This is a genomic window from Roseobacter sp. EG26 (genome assembly GCF_049830555.1).
Classification (GTDB): domain Bacteria; phylum Pseudomonadota; class Alphaproteobacteria; order Rhodobacterales; family Rhodobacteraceae; genus Roseobacter.
On the sequence record NZ_JBNBLH010000027.1, the window covers coordinates 1 to 16,388 of the forward strand.

The 16,388-nt window shown below is 54.5% G+C and carries 14 protein-coding genes; 4 read left to right on the forward strand and 10 right to left on the reverse strand.

Going from position 1 to position 16,388, the window contains the following annotated elements; all coding sequences use genetic code 11:
• Positions 1-476: 476 nt before the first annotated feature.
• Genes ACOTTU_RS24375 through ACOTTU_RS24385 form a run of 3 tightly spaced genes read left to right on the forward strand, consistent with a single transcriptional unit; the run spans position 477 to position 3,322 of the window.
• Positions 477-1,493, forward strand: coding sequence for a sterol desaturase family protein (locus tag ACOTTU_RS24375; protein WP_425662051.1), 1,017 nt, complete (start codon positions 477-479; stop codon positions 1,491-1,493).
• Positions 1,494-1,510: 17 nt separating this feature from the next.
• Positions 1,511-2,350, forward strand: a complete 840-nt coding sequence (locus ACOTTU_RS24380; protein ID WP_425662053.1) for a 3-methyl-2-oxobutanoate hydroxymethyltransferase — start codon at positions 1,511-1,513, stop codon at positions 2,348-2,350.
• 12 nt (positions 2,351-2,362) lie between these two features.
• On the forward strand, positions 2,363-3,322 hold the full coding sequence (locus tag ACOTTU_RS24385) for a PDR/VanB family oxidoreductase (RefSeq protein ID WP_425662055.1): 960 nt from the start codon (positions 2,363-2,365) through the stop codon (positions 3,320-3,322).
• A gap of 150 nt (positions 3,323-3,472) precedes the next feature.
• Here the strand turns inward: ACOTTU_RS24385 and ACOTTU_RS24390 are convergent, their stop codons facing one another.
• From ACOTTU_RS24390 to ACOTTU_RS24405, 4 genes are all read right to left on the reverse strand, one after another.
• On the reverse strand, positions 3,473-4,249 hold the full coding sequence (locus tag ACOTTU_RS24390) for a methyltransferase domain-containing protein (RefSeq protein WP_425662057.1): 777 nt from the start codon (positions 4,247-4,249) through the stop codon (positions 3,473-3,475).
• 780 nt (positions 4,250-5,029) lie between these two features.
• A complete protein-coding gene (locus ACOTTU_RS24395) occupies positions 5,030-5,638 on the reverse strand; it encodes a GNAT family N-acetyltransferase (protein ID WP_425662059.1) in 609 nt (202 codons plus the stop codon).
• Between the two features lie 78 nt (positions 5,639-5,716).
• Positions 5,717-6,385, reverse strand: a complete 669-nt coding sequence (locus ACOTTU_RS24400; protein ID WP_425662061.1) for a hypothetical protein — start codon at positions 6,383-6,385, stop codon at positions 5,717-5,719.
• A 96-nt stretch (positions 6,386-6,481) separates the two neighbouring features.
• On the reverse strand, positions 6,482-7,420 hold the full coding sequence (locus tag ACOTTU_RS24405; RefSeq protein ID WP_425662063.1) for a homocysteine S-methyltransferase family protein: 939 nt from the start codon (positions 7,418-7,420) through the stop codon (positions 6,482-6,484).
• Positions 7,421-7,568: 148 nt separating this feature from the next.
• Between ACOTTU_RS24405 and ACOTTU_RS24410 the strand changes: the two genes are divergently transcribed.
• Positions 7,569-9,107 carry a winged helix-turn-helix domain-containing protein gene (locus ACOTTU_RS24410; RefSeq protein ID WP_425662065.1) on the forward strand — a complete coding sequence of 513 codons (1,539 nt, stop codon included), beginning with the start codon at positions 7,569-7,571 and terminating at the stop codon, positions 9,105-9,107.
• On the opposite strand, the gene ACOTTU_RS24415 is transcribed toward ACOTTU_RS24410, so the two are convergent.
• The 6 genes from ACOTTU_RS24415 to ACOTTU_RS24440 all read right to left on the reverse strand — a co-directional run bounded on the left by ACOTTU_RS24415 (position 9,097) and on the right by ACOTTU_RS24440 (position 15,998).
• Positions 9,097-10,119 (reverse strand): hypothetical protein, encoded by a 1,023-nt coding sequence (locus tag ACOTTU_RS24415; protein ID WP_425662067.1) that lies wholly within the window; start codon positions 10,117-10,119, stop codon positions 9,097-9,099. The genes ACOTTU_RS24410 and ACOTTU_RS24415 overlap by 11 nt on opposite strands.
• Positions 10,120-10,251: 132 nt before the next feature.
• Positions 10,252-12,357 carry a trypsin-like peptidase domain-containing protein gene (locus ACOTTU_RS24420; RefSeq protein WP_425662069.1) on the reverse strand — a complete coding sequence of 702 codons (2,106 nt, stop codon included), beginning with the start codon at positions 12,355-12,357 and terminating at the stop codon, positions 10,252-10,254.
• Entirely contained in the window at positions 12,354-13,091 is a 738-nt protein-coding gene (locus tag ACOTTU_RS24425) for a hypothetical protein (protein ID WP_425662071.1), read from the reverse strand. Before ACOTTU_RS24425 ends, ACOTTU_RS24420 begins: the two co-directional genes overlap by 4 nt.
• Before the next feature lie 689 nt (positions 13,092-13,780).
• Positions 13,781-14,611 carry a hypothetical protein gene (locus ACOTTU_RS24430; protein ID WP_425662073.1) on the reverse strand — a complete coding sequence of 277 codons (831 nt, stop codon included), beginning with the start codon at positions 14,609-14,611 and terminating at the stop codon, positions 13,781-13,783.
• 431 nt (positions 14,612-15,042) lie between these two features.
• Positions 15,043-15,480, reverse strand: coding sequence for a PadR family transcriptional regulator (locus ACOTTU_RS24435; protein ID WP_425662075.1), 438 nt, complete (start codon positions 15,478-15,480; stop codon positions 15,043-15,045).
• Positions 15,402-15,998, reverse strand: coding sequence for a hypothetical protein (locus tag ACOTTU_RS24440; protein WP_425662077.1), 597 nt, complete (start codon positions 15,996-15,998; stop codon positions 15,402-15,404). The genes ACOTTU_RS24435 and ACOTTU_RS24440 overlap by 79 nt, the downstream gene beginning before the upstream one ends.
• Between the last annotated feature and the right edge of the window lie 390 nt (positions 15,999-16,388).

Here is a 16,388-nt window from a genome sequence, read left to right on the forward strand (position 1 = left end):
AGCCCACAGTGATCTCACCGTGGCCATCCGCCAGCGCCGCCTGACCGGTCAGCGCCATTACCGCACCCGCAACAAAGGCGCATGTTGTCTTCTTGATCATCTCATTCTCCCGTTGATCACATCCCGTATTTCATTATGCGAGACGCAATATTTATAAAACGAAACTATTAGCAGACCTCCGCTGACGTCAATCTATTTTTTTTCCCTTGTGTAAACGCAGGCGGATCAAGCGATCCCGCGCCAAAATTCACAGAGTTCAGAATGACGTTAGCCGGTATTTTCAGCTTTTCGCCTGGAGTTTTGCCGAATTGAGTTTCCCGCGACCGGCAAGATCGATGATTCTTCACTCTGGGTTCGTTGACTGCATCTCGAACATGGCACCATAGCTTGACGAGCTTTCAAGAATCCTGTTTTGTAAAACTATAGTTTTACTTTTCGAAACTCATTTAAAACTTCCAGCTACACGGACAACGGACATGGCCAAAATTGAAAGAGAAAAACCCGCCCATGCTCCCGCGGGGAAATCGAAGGAGTGGAACTTCCATCCCGCGTTGCCCATCGCGATGTCCCCGGTGTTTGACGTCCCACCCAAACCAAAGGCCGCCGTCGTCTGGCTTCTGAACACATGGACGACGTTAACGCCCCCGGTTAACCATCTGATCTGCGCCCTCGTCGTTTTCTATTTCCTCTGGCCCGACATGGCAGAGATACACACCCTGGACGCAGGTTGGGTCGTAAGGATCGCAACAATCAACTTCGGCGCGATTCTCATTTTTGCAACGGCACTGCATACGTACCTTTATATTCTCGCCGGGCAGGAAACGCGGTTGAAGTTCGATGTGCGCCCGATGGAGAAAAGCTCTCGTTTCACCTTTGGCACACAGGTTTGGGACAATATTTTTTGGACCCTCGCCTCGGCAACCATCTGCTGGACCGCATGGGTCATTCTATACTGTTACGTCGCTGCAAACGGATGGGTGCGAACGCTGGATAGCTTTGCCCAATCTCCAATCTGGTTTGTTGCATTTTTCTTTGTCATCCGGTTTTGGCAGTCGTTCCATTTCTACTGGATCCATCGGTTGATCCATTTTCCATGGTTGTTCAAAAATGTGCACCACCTGCATCACCGAAACGTAAATGTCGGTCCCTGGTCAGGTTTGGCCATGCACCCGGTCGAGAGCCTTTTCTATTTTTCAGGGATTCTGATTCATTTCATCCTGCCATCGCACCCGGTTCACGTTCTCTTCCATATGTTTTCACTGAGTTTGGGAGCTGTCTTTTCGCACGCCGGCTTTGAGAAATTGCTGGTCAGAGACAAAGAAGCAATGAAAGCAGGGTCCTTCCACCACCAGCTGCATCACCGATATTTTGAATGCAATTACGGATCCGAGGAGATGCCCTTGGACCGCTGGTTCGGCAGCTTTCACGACGGTACGCCTGAAGCGACAAAACGCATCCGGGCTCGGAAAAAACTGATCTTTGCACGCAAGTAAGACGATGGAAACTTAGAATGAAAAGCATCTACACATACGGCGGTCACTACGCCCAGCGTCACTTGACCGTGGACTGCATGTTCAAGCACAAAGCTGCCGGAAAACGGCTGACGCAGGTCACGGCATTCGACGCTGAAGAAGCCGCCGTCGCTGCAGAACAGCAGATCGACGCGCTGACGGTTGACTGTGGCCAGGTTGAGCCGATCCGCGCCGCAGCGCCCAATATCTTCATCACCGCCGCACAATACATGCGCCAGCATGTCACCGAGGATGAAGCCTTGGGCGGCGCGATTGACGCGATGGCCAAGGGAGCAGATGCGATTTATTCACCGCGCGGTCTGTCCACGATCGAACGGATTGCCCGCGAAGGGATCAGCGTGCAAGGCCATACCGGACTGTTCCCCGCGCGCGCCACGCAGTTCGGTGGTCTGCGCACCATCGGCAAAACAGCGCAAGAGGCGCTCGGCCTGCTGGAGGATCTTCGCCAGTTGGAAGAGGCCGGTGCCTATTGCGCGGAAGTCGAATGTGTTGCCGAAGAGGCGCTGGCAGAAATCAAGAAGCACTCCAAGCTGATCCTTGTCACCATCGGAGCTGGATCATCAGGTGACATCATCCTGTCCTACATGTCGGATCTTTCAGGTGACACCGAAGACCCGCCGCGCCACGCCAGGGCCTTTGGCGATGTGGGTTCGATCCGCAAAGCGCTGAGGGCAGAGCGCGCCCGTGCTTTGGCAGGGTATCGCGCCGCTGTCCTGGATGGATCGTTTCCGGACGCCACGACATCTATCGCCATGCTGCCGGAGGAGTTGGACAAATTGAAAGAAGGCCTGGAAAAACTTCGCCCTCTTCATCAGTAAGGAGCACGCAGAATGGCGCTGATCAATGTCAAAGTGGCAAAGATTAGTCAGGAGGCTACGGGCATAAAATCCTTCCTTCTGGCGAAGAAAGGGCTGTTCAAACTCCCTGCCTGCAGACCGGGGGCGCATGTAGATGTGCATTGCGGCGAAGGGATCATCCGGCAGTATTCGCTCTGCGGGGATCCGGTAGACCGTCGGCATTTCACGATTGCGGTCAAAAAGGGGGAGCCATCGCGCGGCGGGTCAGACCTTATGCATATGACAGTGCGCGAAGGAGACATCCTGGAGGTCGGCACGCCCCGTAATTCCTTCCCGCTTGACGAAACCGCAAATCACGCACTTCTTTTGGCTGCCGGCATCGGCATCACGCCAATTATCGCGATGGCGGACCGTCTGAGCGTTTTGGGGCGCTCCTTTGCGTTACATTACTTTTCACGCGGACGCGATCATACCGCCTTCAGAGACCGGTTAGAGAACGGCAAATACAAGCAACACGTGACCTTCCATGAAGGTCTGGACGTTCCAGCGACGAGTACTGCGCTGCGCAAACTGCTGTCCCGACCGGTCCCCCATGGACAGGTCTACATATGTGGTCCCGCCCCGTTCATGGATACTGCCGAAATCTGCGCAATGGAAAACTGGCCTGCAGATGCGATCAACCTCGAACGCTTTGCCGCCAATCCGGCCATTTCGGGCGCTCCGACCTCGCCATTTACCGTTAAACTGGCCCGAACAGGTGTCACATTGGAAGTCGGGGCGGATGAAACCATTCTCGACGTGCTTGATGCGAACGGAATAGATGCTGCTTTCTCCTGCGAACAAGGTGTGTGCGGTACTTGCGTGACTGATATTGTCGACGGCACACCCGACCACCGCGACAGTTTTTTGACCGAAAGGCAGCGGGCGTCCGGTAAACAGATGTGCCTTTGCGTTTCTCGTGCACGGGGCGAAAGCATCGTGTTGAACCTTTGAAAAACACCTATGAGCTGCGTTCGCGGTGGCGAACCGCGCTTCGAGTTCAAGATGCGACCCCTCACTGAAACCTTGCTACGCGGCAGCCGTGTCAATGACATCTCCCGCCTGGGGAACCTCGCTCATGGCTGGAACCAGACCGAAGCCCAGCTACATCTTGATGGCGCTCATCTGATAATAGGTAAGTGAAAAGAAGAACCGTCCCTGATTTGCGAGCTCCACTTGCTCGTCAAACCAGGCTTTTGTCTCAGCCTCCGGCATATGGCCATTTTCAGCTGCGTAGCGTGACATCAAGTGCATCAACATGAACGCGAGGCCATCGGGCCGCATCGTCACATCGCAGAACGTGAAAGGTTTGACTTCTATGGCCGCAAAACCGTTGTCTTGCGTCAGCCGAGGCCAAAGTCCTGCCACCCGAGGTTCCGTATAGTGATGATCCCAGGCCGTCTGAACGCGCTGCATGCGTTCCTCGTCCTGGGAAAACCAGTCAAGCGTCTTGCACCCGGTATCTACCGCAACAAACCTGCCACCAACGCGCAAAATACGGTGAGCTTCGCGAATGGCCGAGGGGATATCGGAGAGATATTCAAGGACTTGCACTGCGACAGCTTTATCAGCCTCACCGTCTCGCAGCGGTAGCGCATCAGCTAAACCATCTCTAATTTGCGCACACGGATATGCGGCGCTGCGAATTGAGGCCCGCGCGCGCATATGTTCGCTGGGATCAACTCCAATGACGTGTCCGGTCTTCCCAACAGCCCGCGCGATTTCTTCGGTCAGAAATCCATTTCCGCAACCAATATCAACGACTGTATCACCTTCGCGAAGATGAAGCGCATCAAATGCTTTGCGACGGCGGCGCGTTACGTCGCCACCTTGATAAGCAATATCGAGTAACTTCGTCGTTTCTCCATCAAACTTCAGCAATTGGTACCTCCAATGCCCCCTGAGATATCAAAACTGGCGCCCCCCCGACATTTAAAATCATAACCTCAAAAAATGTGGCCGCTGGCAGTTAGGTCGAGGCGGTTTCCAATTTCGCTTCGACATGCTGCTGCTGTCGCGTCGAGGAAACTGATCCCTCCTGAAACAAACTACGTGGCCAATATCGTGCGCCATATTCCAACCTTTGCCCTGCAGGCATTTAAGGCGTAGGAACTCTCCCATATAGGATAATATCCATATGCGTGATGAAATCGAGCCATCGGCGATCGTCTTGCGTGCACTTTCGACTCCGAGGCGGTTGACCATTGTCAGGTGGCTTGCGGACCCCAGCAATCATTTCCCACCAAAACGCGATGGCGACCTTGTGAAAGATGGCGTTTGCGTCGGCTTCATCACCAAGAAAATCAACCTTAGCCAACCGGCCGTCATAGAACACATGCAAGTGCTGGCTGCGGCCAACCTTGTGACATCCAAAAAAAGATCAGGAACTGGGTGTTTTATAAATCGGATGCCACAAAGACTGTCGAGGTGTTGGGAGAGTTGTCAAAAAATCTCCTGGATGCTGAGCTTTCCGACATGCCGAAAGAGTAACTGAACCCTTTCTGAAGCCATTGAACCGGCAACACACCCTGCCAAGCAAAGCCAGAGAGCGTAGAAGCTGAGGCCGTGCGCAGAGCCAAAACCCCAATACTAGTGTCAGATTGCTCTCGGTTGACGTTGATTTCAGGTGTAAGCAGGCGTTTGGCGAAGCTGCCACGTGGGTCAAAACACTGTTTGTCCGACCTGTTTTTCAAGCAAGACTACGTCGCCTGAGTAATAAGGTTGGCACGGATGGCAGCGCACGCGCGCCTGGCTGATCGCAATATATCCGAGGTGCTCATAAAGGCGCACGGCCCCAACGTTCTGCTCGTAGACCTGGATGCTCAAGCGATCATATCCACGTCGATGTGCAGCATGTTCGACCTCTTCCATCAATGCGGTCCCTATGCCAAGCCCGCGGAATTCGGGAAACACGGCCAGAGCATTCACGAACCAGCTGCCGACGGATTGTTTTTCCAGTTCGACAAAAGGCGCGATGGGATCCGGGAGGTCATCGGGGCTTTCCTGAGGCATTATTTCTATCGGATATGTAAGCACCATGCCCGCGACCTGATCAAACGCCTCCGCAAGGATCGCGTTCCGGTAGGAAAACCCTCCAGACTGTCGCCGGGCGCGTTCGATGCCCACGTCTAGGGGGGATTGCCCCACTGCAACAGATTGCGACCAAAGCCAGCTGGGGATGCCTTCCCCGGCAATGTCGATAAGTTTCGCAAGGTTTTTGGCGTCGCCCAATCGGGCGGGCCGCAAGTGAAGGTTGGTTGCATCTCTCATGGATCGGCTCGTATCTTTCAAAAGGTGTGTGGTGTCGGCGTGCTCCGCCCGCGCGTTGAGCGCGGGCGCTACCGGGCGTCAGAACGATGCGTTGCTGTTCGGTTCCAGAGGACCTACCGGAAAACCCGAATCCCATTCGATATCTTCTGCGTCGGATGCCGCTCCGCCTGGGACGTCACTGGCCTTGCCATTCGGATCATGCGCGTGATCTTTGACGGGCGTTTCGAATTCGAATGTGGCATTGAGGGCCATATACTCGTTGAACCCGAGTGTGGTCTGCACAAGCCCCCCCTCTATCGCCGCATAATCGCCAGTGGCTCCAGTGATCGGGCGCAGGTTCTCCTTGCCGAGATCAGCAATTTCCGTGCCCTGCGTGATGATCTGATCACCGCCAGCAAAGGCAAAAACCTGACGGGAAATAACCCAGGTGCCAGAAGTCGCATTGCCTGCTTCGCCGACGAAATAGCCGTCGCAGGTCCAGGTGCCCAGCACCAGATCGGGGAAAGCCGGGCTGCCGTCTTTGAGAACACCCGGTACGCCATCTTGCAATGTTCCGGCGGGGTAGATGTAGCCCTGGCTCAGGAAAGCGTTGCCATGGGCGGGCATCCCGTTTTCATGCAGGGGCTGGGCGGCCATGAAGATGCGCGTGTGATCTTCTGCGACGTCAAAGGACATCGGCGCGCCCTCCGCTGCCGCGAGCCCGGATGTTGCAAGAAGTGCAAGGGTGCAAAGAGTGGGTTTGAACATTGAAGTTTCCTCTGGATTTGAAGTTTGCCGGGCGCGCAGACGACCCCCTACCCGGCTGTTGGGCGCGGGTCGCGCGCGTCGGTTGGGTTTGAGAGATCAGGCTCCTTGGGTTGCTGCGCAAATCGCGGCGACATGGCGGTGATCTGTCCCACAGCATCCCCCCACCACCGTGAGATTGGGCAACAGGTGTGACAGCCCGGCATAAAGCGCGCCGAGCTCAGCCGGATCGCCATCGTCGAGCGTTTCGGCGGCATCAAGTGCTTCATGGCTGAGACGTGAAGCATTGGCTCGCAGCCCCATGATCCGCCCCGTCCAGTCACCGGTCAGGACATGTGCAAAATGGTCTGGATGGGCGCAGTTGATCATAAAATACGCGGGATATCCGTCCGTCGCTTGATCAACCGCGCAGATCGCATCCTTCAAGCGCTCGCCGGAAGGCAGGTTGCCGTCGGTTTCAACAGTGAAGGCGATGGCAACGGGGATATTTCTTGCCTTCGCAGCACGTGTAATGCCGATCGCCTCTGCGATGTAGGTCATCGTGATGGCGGAGACCATGTCTGCACCAAATTCGTCAAACCAGCCAATCTGAACACTGTGATAAGCTTCTGCTTGGTCCTCCGTAAGGACCTGGGTTGGATGATACCCGTCGTCCTGCGGGCCGATAACGCCGTTGATGACGAAGGGGCTGATCTCAGGCACCTCCAGCGCGTCCCGCAGATGGCTGAGGTTGCAAACCGTTTCCTGATGCACGGCGCGCAGCGTCTCCTGCGTGATGTCAAGCTCTGCAGCCCAGCGCGCACTGGCCCGCCATGTGGGTGTGTCCATAACGAAGCCGCGCCGCGCATGTACTGCGATCTCGGCGTAGCGCCGCATGTAAGCGTCGATCGCCGCCATGCCCGCGTCGCTTTCCAAGGCCGTGAATGCGGCAAACAGTGGCAGGTCTAGCCCCTCGTTGAAAATAAGTGTCGTTTCCAACCCACCATCGGTGATCATCGGTGTGCCGGTCAGCTGCGGCAAAGCATTGCGGTATTTCATGGTCTGTACCTTCCCTGGCTTCCATACATTCGTGTGTCGTGGCAAAGAGGTATGGGGTATGTGGGGGCAGTGCTTGAGGCAGACCTGAGAATAATCTGAGAAGTTCTGAGGTGCCGCTTTCGAAACCCGCAAAAGCGATGGAGACAGCATGAAAATACGCATTGCTGACGCTGAGATTGACTTTGCCAGCATGACCGTGCGCGAAAACGGCGCCACCAAAAAACTGACGCGGCAATCTCTGGGCATCCTGCGGGCGCTTGTAGATGCAAACGGCGATGTCGTGAGTAAGGATCAGTTGATTGACAAGGTTTGGGATGGTCGGATTGTGACGGATGCGACGCTGTCGACGGCCATCAAGGAAGCCCGCCGCGCCGTCGGCGATACCGGATCAGCGCAGCGCATCATCGAGACCGTCCATGGTGTTGGTTTCCGGCTGGCATCCGAAGTCCAGCGAAACCATGCGCCTGCGACACCCGCCAGTGCCTTGCCTTGTGTACTGGTGCTTCCTTTTCGCAACATCAGCCGCGATCCGGACGTGCAATATGTTTGCGAGGGCCTCACGGATGAAATCATCATGGGCCTGTCATGCTTTCGCGACCTGAAGGTTTTGTCCCGCATGACATCCGATGTGGTTCAGGCAGCACGGCTGGACCCTGGCGATATTTACAAAAAATATGGGGCAGCCTTTGTGGTCGAAGGAAGCGTTCGGATAACGGAGACGCGCATTCGGGTGTCCGTGCAATTGACGTCGGCAGATACCGGTGCGGTGGTTGTTGCAGAGCAATTTGACCGGGAAGCGAACGTGAATTCTTTATGCGACGTCCAGGACCAGATTTCGCAAATCTGCGCGGGACGCCTTGCGGGTCCGCACGGCCCTGTCGCGCAGGTCGCGGCGCAAACTGCCCGGGACCAGATGCAACATGAAAGCTGGGACATGTTTCGACTTGTCTCAGAATTCCGGCGTTTTTACCGCACCTACGATCCGCAACTACATCTTGAGTTGCGCGCGGCGTTTCCAAGCGCTCTGAAGCGCGATCCAAAATCTGCCAACGGCTGGGCCGCCTACGCCGTTTTGCTTTTGGAAGAACATCGGTATCACGTCAATGAACGCCCCGGTGTGGACGCTTTGCCCCTCGCGACGATGGCTGCGGAAAAGGCCGTTCAGGCCGACGGCCGCAACGCTTTTGGGCAGGTTGCTCTGGCGATGTGCCGGCTCTTTGCGCTGGACATCGCGGGCTTTGATCAGGCTGCGGAAACGGCATTGGCGCTTAACCCCGGTAATTCCGACGTGCTTTCGGAGGTTGGCCACTGTTACGCTTTTCTCGGGCGGGAGGACGATGCGATCCGCCTTTTGGACCAGGCAATGGAAATCAGCCCCGAGCATCCGGGTTGGTATCACTTTGCCAAGACATGGCGCTACGCACGGCTGGAGATGTTCGAGGCCGCGCTGCTAGAGGTCCAGAAAGTCCCGATGCCCGGCTTTTACTGGTACCACGCGCATGTGGTTTGGCTGCAGTCAGCGGTTGGGCGGGTCGATAAGGCCAAGACCGAGGTCACCGTGCTCCGCTCCGTCTTCCCTGGTTTTGAAGAACGCGTTCATGAGGAATTGCAGATGTGGGAAGCAAATCAGGATCTGGTGCAATCCGCGCTCACGCATTGGCGCGCCGCAGGTCTGGTTATTGTCTAAGAGAACGGTTCGGACGCCGGATTACGCTGAGCAATCCAGAGGCAAGGATCGCCGCTGCGAGAGTTTGATACCCCCCAATTTCAACCAGCAGAGCACCTGCAAGACCCCCAGCCGAGAAGCCCACCAAGTAGCCAGCCATAGCCTGAGGCATCTGTTCGCCCGCTCTGAGCAGATAAAGTGGGAAAAACAGAAAGAGTGCAAATCCATTTGCGAGAATCGTCATTCCGAAAATCAACAAATCGGGTGCGACATAGCTCGCAGCACCTGTCGCAGCAGCAACCACAAGCGCCAGCGCCTGCGCTTTTGCATGCCATGATTTTTTCAACCTTGCCGCAAGAAATGAGCCACACGCTCCCGACACCAGGCTCGCCAGAAGCCATAAATTCACCGCGTTCTCATCGTTGAAGCGTACGCCGAAAAGATCGAGAAAAGTCCAATATGCGCCCATCATAACAAAAAATCCGATAAACCTGATCGGAGGGCCGACGGGGTATGAACGGCGATAATCCGGTGCGTCAGCTTCAATTGACGCAAAGCGCAAAAGCAAAAGCGGCAGCGACAGGATCAGCAAAAGCAATAAGGGCGACACGCCAAGAGCAGGAAGCAGCAGGTAGAACACCAGTGATGCCGCCAGACCGAGCGATATGGCAAAGCTTATCGTTTGCAAGCCGTTGTCGGACAAAGCAATCGCCCTCAGGGCTGCTCGGGTCAGTGCTCCGAGTGCCGCGCCCAAGCCAACGCATATTGCGGCCAGAACAACCGCAGGGAGCATCTGCCCGAAGGTGAGCAGCGCCAGCGCAGGGGCTACCATGTAGCGGGCTGCCGACGAAGGTTTTAAAGCGCCGACGCCTGCACAAGTTATGGATGCGGAAAGCAGAACAAGGCTTGCAAACGCACCCGCAAGCCCATCGCCAAGCGCAGGGTAATCTCCCAACGCGCCGATCCAGACCGGGACGGTGTTGATGACCACCGCTCCGAACGACAAAACGCTCATGCTGGCAAAACGGTTCATTAAAGGTCTCTTGGATAGAAAAGGTATTTTATCTGCGCATCAGGGTAAAATCGCTAACAGGGATTGCCCCAAGTCGTCAAACCAACGTTTTTTCCGAGTGCCGTCGGCACCTTATCAAATCGCACTGGCGTATCAATGCAGCGCGAAATCTGACAGGTGTTCGGCTGCAATCCGCATGATACGATGCTCTGCGCGTTGTTTGGCGGAAAGATCATCCTCTCGATCCAAAATCAGGACAGAGCTTCCCAGAAAGACGTCCCCCGCAACCGACATGGCAAGATAGATGTCAGCAAATCTGCCATCTTTTTCAGCCTGCAGATAGAGCCCGCATTCAGCTTTCTGTGCATCGAAATCCACGTAGGCGTTCTCACAATCTTCGGGGGATCCGCTGCCCGCCCAGTTTGCCAGATCATAAATTTCGGAGGAAAAATCCTGAAATTCGTTGGTGCGGGCTGCATCGAACGAGTTGGCGCGCGTCAAAGCGATGTTCAAGCGGCTGTGCCGACTGTCGCTAAACACTTCGAGCATTTCCAGATCGTCATTCCATTTCAGCTCCATGCCCGTGGGCACCGCCACGGTAGCCCCCGTCACAGTGTCCTCGTACACATCAAAACTCACCTGCCCGTAAGCACTCTCTCCCAGCAACTCCTTGATTGTGAAAATATCTTGCTTCCAACTGAAATCACCTTTGTCCACGAAATCGCGGGCGACCTCTTTCAGAGGAACGCGCCTTACAAGCGTCAATTCGCTTGGCAAGGCGGCCAGGTCAATGGCATCGATATAGGCGCCGGGCGGACCCTCGATGCCTGTCAGCTCATCAAAGCCTATCCGCATCAACTCGAGAAACACATTCTGCCGCTCTTCACAGTCAACAGCATCATAGCTTGTCAGCGCCGCACCGAAAAACAGCGCACCGTTCGCTGCCAGCATTAAATCCGTCTGGGCGTCTGTGTCATATTCTCGGTCATAGCCCGAGATGCAGTAAGTTTCGAGAAACGCATATTCCAGATCAGCGTCCAATGCCAATGCCTCACGCTCAAGAGAGGTGTCCCAGTCGAAGTAAGACTGAAAGTCGTTGAAGAAAGGTTTTACGCCCTCCTGAAAAGCAATTTCGAACGAGTCTGCCTGCTTGATGCCAACCTCTAGTTCGAAAAGCTCGTCTTTGCTGCTGAACTGAATTTCCTCGAGGCCAACATCCGCTTGAACGCCGCTTGGAACGGCAACAGTTGCCGCGCTGTTGCCAAACTTCCAAATCTCGAAACCGAGGTTCTCAAAGTCATGTTCACCGTCATGAACCGTGCGGATGATGTCAAAACTCTTTTGGAAATTTGTGTTTCCTGACAGCGCGTAGTTTTCTTCGATGACTGCAAGAGACACCCATCCAAAATAATGCCAACCGGTCTTGGCATCAGCGCCTACGGCAACTTCGGCCGGGTCCTCGCTGGACATCACAACCGTTTCCTGCTCGTCGACCGTGACGGCGCTTTGAAGCGCGGCCCATTGCGAAACCTCAGTCGGAGGCGCATCCTGAGACTTCGGTAAGCCGGGCAGATAGACGTGGGCAGGGATCGACCAGTTCATTCCGAGCCAGCCGCCCTTGAGCCCGCCATTGTGGATTGCCACCAACTTGCCTTCTGCATCAAGGATCGGCGCGCCGGAATGCCCCGGCTGTGTGTTGCTTGTGACCCTGAAAATTTGCGTCCGGCGCGTCGGGTAGTCCTGAGATCGGAACAGTGACTTGAGTTCTTCGGATGAAAACGCGCTTCCCAGGCTCAGCAATATATCACTTAGCCCTCTTGAAAAATCGACACTGCGGTTTTCCATGTATTCGGCGTAAGCGGGGTACCCCCAAATCGAGTGACGATCCCGAAGTGCCGGCGCGGTCGCCACAAAAGGTACCGGTTGAAGCCCGAGGTCATCCTCAAGACGCAGCAGCGCGAGATCTGCCTCAAGATCAACACTTTCGAGCGACTTTATACCCGTTCGTGTCTTGGCACTTTCGCTAAAAACCGTCACATCCAGACACCCGGCGACAGCATGCAACGCCGTTACAACGTATCCCGGTTCGGGCCAAACGAAGCCGGTGGCCTTCATCAACTGGTTCTCACCGGTTTTGCAAGTGATCTTCACCACCGACCGGGCGCTTTCACGATCAGCCTCGCCGAACGCAGGATTTGCGATCAGACCAAAGATCAATATCAGGCGCCAAATCGCGATATAGGGTGTGGAAGGTCTCATTTTGCCGGAAACAATTCGCCTCGATCCTGAACGAGGCAGACGAAATCATATGCGATTTCAAGTGCTTTGATCTTGTCGCTATCGGCAAGCGTTACAAGACCTGCCCCTATGGATCGCACAATTTCAGGCGCCTCGTCCGTCTCGTATTTTGCGATCGTCTCGCCCATATTGGCACCGAGCGCATTGGGGTTGAGGTCTTCGCAGTTGAAATCAGCTGCCGTCGTCTCGGAAGATTGCAACACCGAGGCTATCTGTTTTTGTCTTGCCAGATCGATGGTCGCTTCGGTGCCTGCCTCACCTTCAACATAGGCCCAGCTCGACGGTTGAAGCGCGTTGCGCTCGTATAGGGCCATCTGGCGGGCAAGTGTCAGGTTATCTGGCAAAGCCTCTTCCCACAGATGGACCAGTTCGGCGGGTGATTGCCTTAACGGTTCGCTTGTACGGACATAGAGCCCGATACCAAGACCAATCACGGTCGCACAGCCAAATGCACCGATGCGCAAAGCATTAACACGCAGCATGCGTTTGCCGGAGGAACTGCCGTCGAGGCCAAGAAGCACCGCCAACAGGGATGTAATGGCGCTGATGAAGCCTGCAATCACGGGTGTCAGAGACAAACTCAAAGCGGTTCCCAGGAGCAGTCCGATACCGCCACCGGCAAAAAGGTCGGGAAACGCCGATGATCTGTTTGGTTCTTCCGGGTGGTCTTCGGCTTGCGTTGGTGTCCCCGTCATACGTCCTCCCGGCAGATATGCAACGAACGCGAGCATAGCATGCCTTTCTCCAATACCAACAGGCGAGTGTAATCGGAGAAGTGGCGCATCGCGTGGAACAGCAGGCCACATGTCGGCCAATGGTGTAATTGCGTCGGATCGTCCACTTCCAATCTCAAGTCTCGATGGTGGCTTGCCGGAAGAGAAAACAAGCGCCACATAACCTCCAGTTTACAAACACCGAGCCGATACCATGTAGATGCTGCGGTTTTGTCCCGCCCCGTCGTCAGTTATTTTCTGATGCGTGTCCAAGCGCTTCGGCCAACGGTCGCAGCGTTGCTTCCATGGCGACTTTGAGTGCGTCATTGGCTGCGAGAGAGGTCAACCGGCTGCTTCATACCGGAAGTAGTTTTGGCGCAGCAACGCTATTGATGCTCTGCTGCGAATGGCACTGCGTCTGCGAGCTCATGCATGATAAAGCGGTTACCGTCTTTTGACTAACGTTGATGACAGACACGTTTAGCGACCGCTCCAAATCCAAACCGGACATTCGGTTTGGACTTCAAAGGTCCGCTAGGCGCAAAAGCGGACTTTGCAAAGTCAGTTTAGAAGCGCCCTGCTAAGGGTAAAGAGCAACCGCATTGTGCGCCAAGTTCGCGCACTGGTTTCACTATTGCTCATGTGGAGGGAATTTCCGATACAGTATAGCGTTAATAATTGCACTGAGTCTCGATAATCTCACCTGCCAGTCGTTCAGTTTCTGACCTCGACTGGCCATTCTTCATTCGTTCGTCATAGACCAAGCGCAAAACGATACCGTCTCTGAGAGAGAAGCCCTCATAGACAGGCGGATCAAGCGCTGCGCCAGAGAATCTCGTAGGCGAAAACAGAGAGGCCAATCCAATGGGATCGCCCGGCACACCTGAGGCATTGTAGAATTCCTCTTTTATGCAGTTCGCCATAGCAATGTCGCCGATATCTGCTTTGATCCAAACTTCGGAGTACTCAACCAGTTCACCTTGCCAAACTGAATTCACGGCTGCACAGGGCCAGGCCTCGGTCGCGACAAAGCGCTCCAAGAACTGTGGATAGGCAGAGGAATACGCGTTTGCCGGTTCATCCGCTTCGATCAAAATGAGATGAACGATGCTTTCATGCTTTTCGACTTTTGGCTTTAGGTCAAGGCTAGGTCCTGTAAAGGCCGATAGGAATTCCGCAGTATAAACGAAGTTCGTGCCTACAATTGTTGCAATGTCTATTGGCAGCGCTCCATCCGTAGTCACGAAGTATGGTTTTTCCCTCCTTGCTAAGGCAATTTCGCAATTGATGCTCTTGCCGTCCTCGCAAAGCTCGGATGTGTGTGCCATGTGCCCGACCAGGAAAGGAAAGTCATGACCGCTATGGTGCTCGTTGTATTCGTGCACAAACCTACATTCAGCTGGCGTCAATCCGTTGGCCTCTTGTGCTGTCGCAGTAACGACAGCAGACAAAAGCAGAAATCGCACCGAGGCAACGCATGATGGGCGATGCAATTCTACCAAGTCCACTCCCTCACTTCACGCTGGCCAAATCGGTATGGCATCATAGATTGCTCAGCTTTCTAGCATTCTACTGCGCTGAAACGTTATTCGATTAAGCCTGATTTCAACACAATTATCGCGCGAACATGGCGCCAAAGGAACACTGCCGCATCTACAAGTCTTTTCCTTGCGGCTTGTTGCATGTTTTCACTGTTTGCAAAGCTTGGCAGTCGGCACTGACTCTCATATCTGCATTGGGGTGCTTCCCTACGGACTTGCCAGACGAAAAGAGCCGCTTTGGGCTGTTGAGGTCATCTGACCGAAATCGTCAGATGACGGTTCCGAGCCCAAAGTAACGAATGCTGCGGACTGCGCGAATGGCCGAATTCTGCAATATGGTCTTGATGTGCGTAGCGTCGTGCAGCATTGCAGGACTCTGCGACTTACCTTCGCTAAGTCTGCTGCTTCCCTCTCAATCCGGGAAACACCCATGTTGGCCGTGACCCGCTGCGCGGCGCTTTGGTCAGCGAGTCCCGTAGAATGCGGTGCCCCTTACCGGTAATTCTGTAGATCTTACGCCTACGCCCACCTCGAACATTTCTGGGCTGTGAGAACTCATGTTCGACAAGACCGTCACTTTCCAACTTCGCCAGAGCAGAATAAATCTGTGGCAAGACTGTCTTATCGCCTTGCTCTGCCAAGTAGACAAAAATTCCACCACCATATGCATCGTTCTTCAGGCTAAATACGGCTTGCAATATCGCGAGTTGTTTTCCACCAACGACCAAGTCGTTTCGGTCTTTGCGCGGCCTCATGAGTTTGCTCCAGTCCACTTTTGGACGACGGCATTGATGCTCTTTACGACCGGAAGAGACATCCACGCCCGACATACCACTGTGAGGAAAAGGTGCCAATTCATCAGAAAACTGGCGCGGCGATGGCCTAATCGACAGCAGTGGTAACGATAAATGGCATCTAAAGATTCGAGTTGGTCCTCTATTTCTTCAGGTTTGGCAAAAACCATACCAAGGGAAAACGCTGACATTTCAGAAGATGGATGCGTGGCCGTAATACGATCAGTTGCGTTCTTTCCAGTGATAAACTTGAATCTCTTCAGATCGCTTGGATAGAGCAGTGGGCCCTTCATCATCAAATCTACTGTGAACAAAGACTCTGGTGCCCAGTAGCTGTCGCCGACTGCACTTTTGCGAAGCTTCTCAAGTGTCAGTTCGTCAATGACGTTGCCGTTGTACAATCGAGTAGCTAGCTCGGAGTAATCCAGACAATACTTCGGCTGATCACTATCGAGGCGCAGGTGGCGATCTAGGTCGTCTGACCACCCATTTGAGCTCTCGCGGTCATCAATCCAAACTATGAGACTGCTGAGACGTTTGTGCCTATCAGACATGCGTGGCTCGCCATTGTCCTAGAGTTAACATATTATACTAATACGTTTTTTGCAATGCTCTCGGGATTTTGTTTCCGACGACGTCTTTCTTGGTCTGAGAACCCATTCTACTAAAGGGATTACAAGCAGCCATACGTGCGGGCGTATCGAAAGCGCACGTTGTCCGCGATGTGTGAGTTCGACATAGCCCGGAGTACGCTCGTGCAGCGAATGACCGCAATGCGGTCGCGACCGCAGCATTTGGGCACCCTGTCCAACGTCCGCTAATGGGATGTACCGGCTGCTTCACCCAGCAGGTTAGGCTTTGCCTATTTCTGCAAGATGGAGAAGTAGCATGGCGAAGAGCGACTTTGATGAGCTGATGTCGATCGGCATCGATATTGGCAAAGA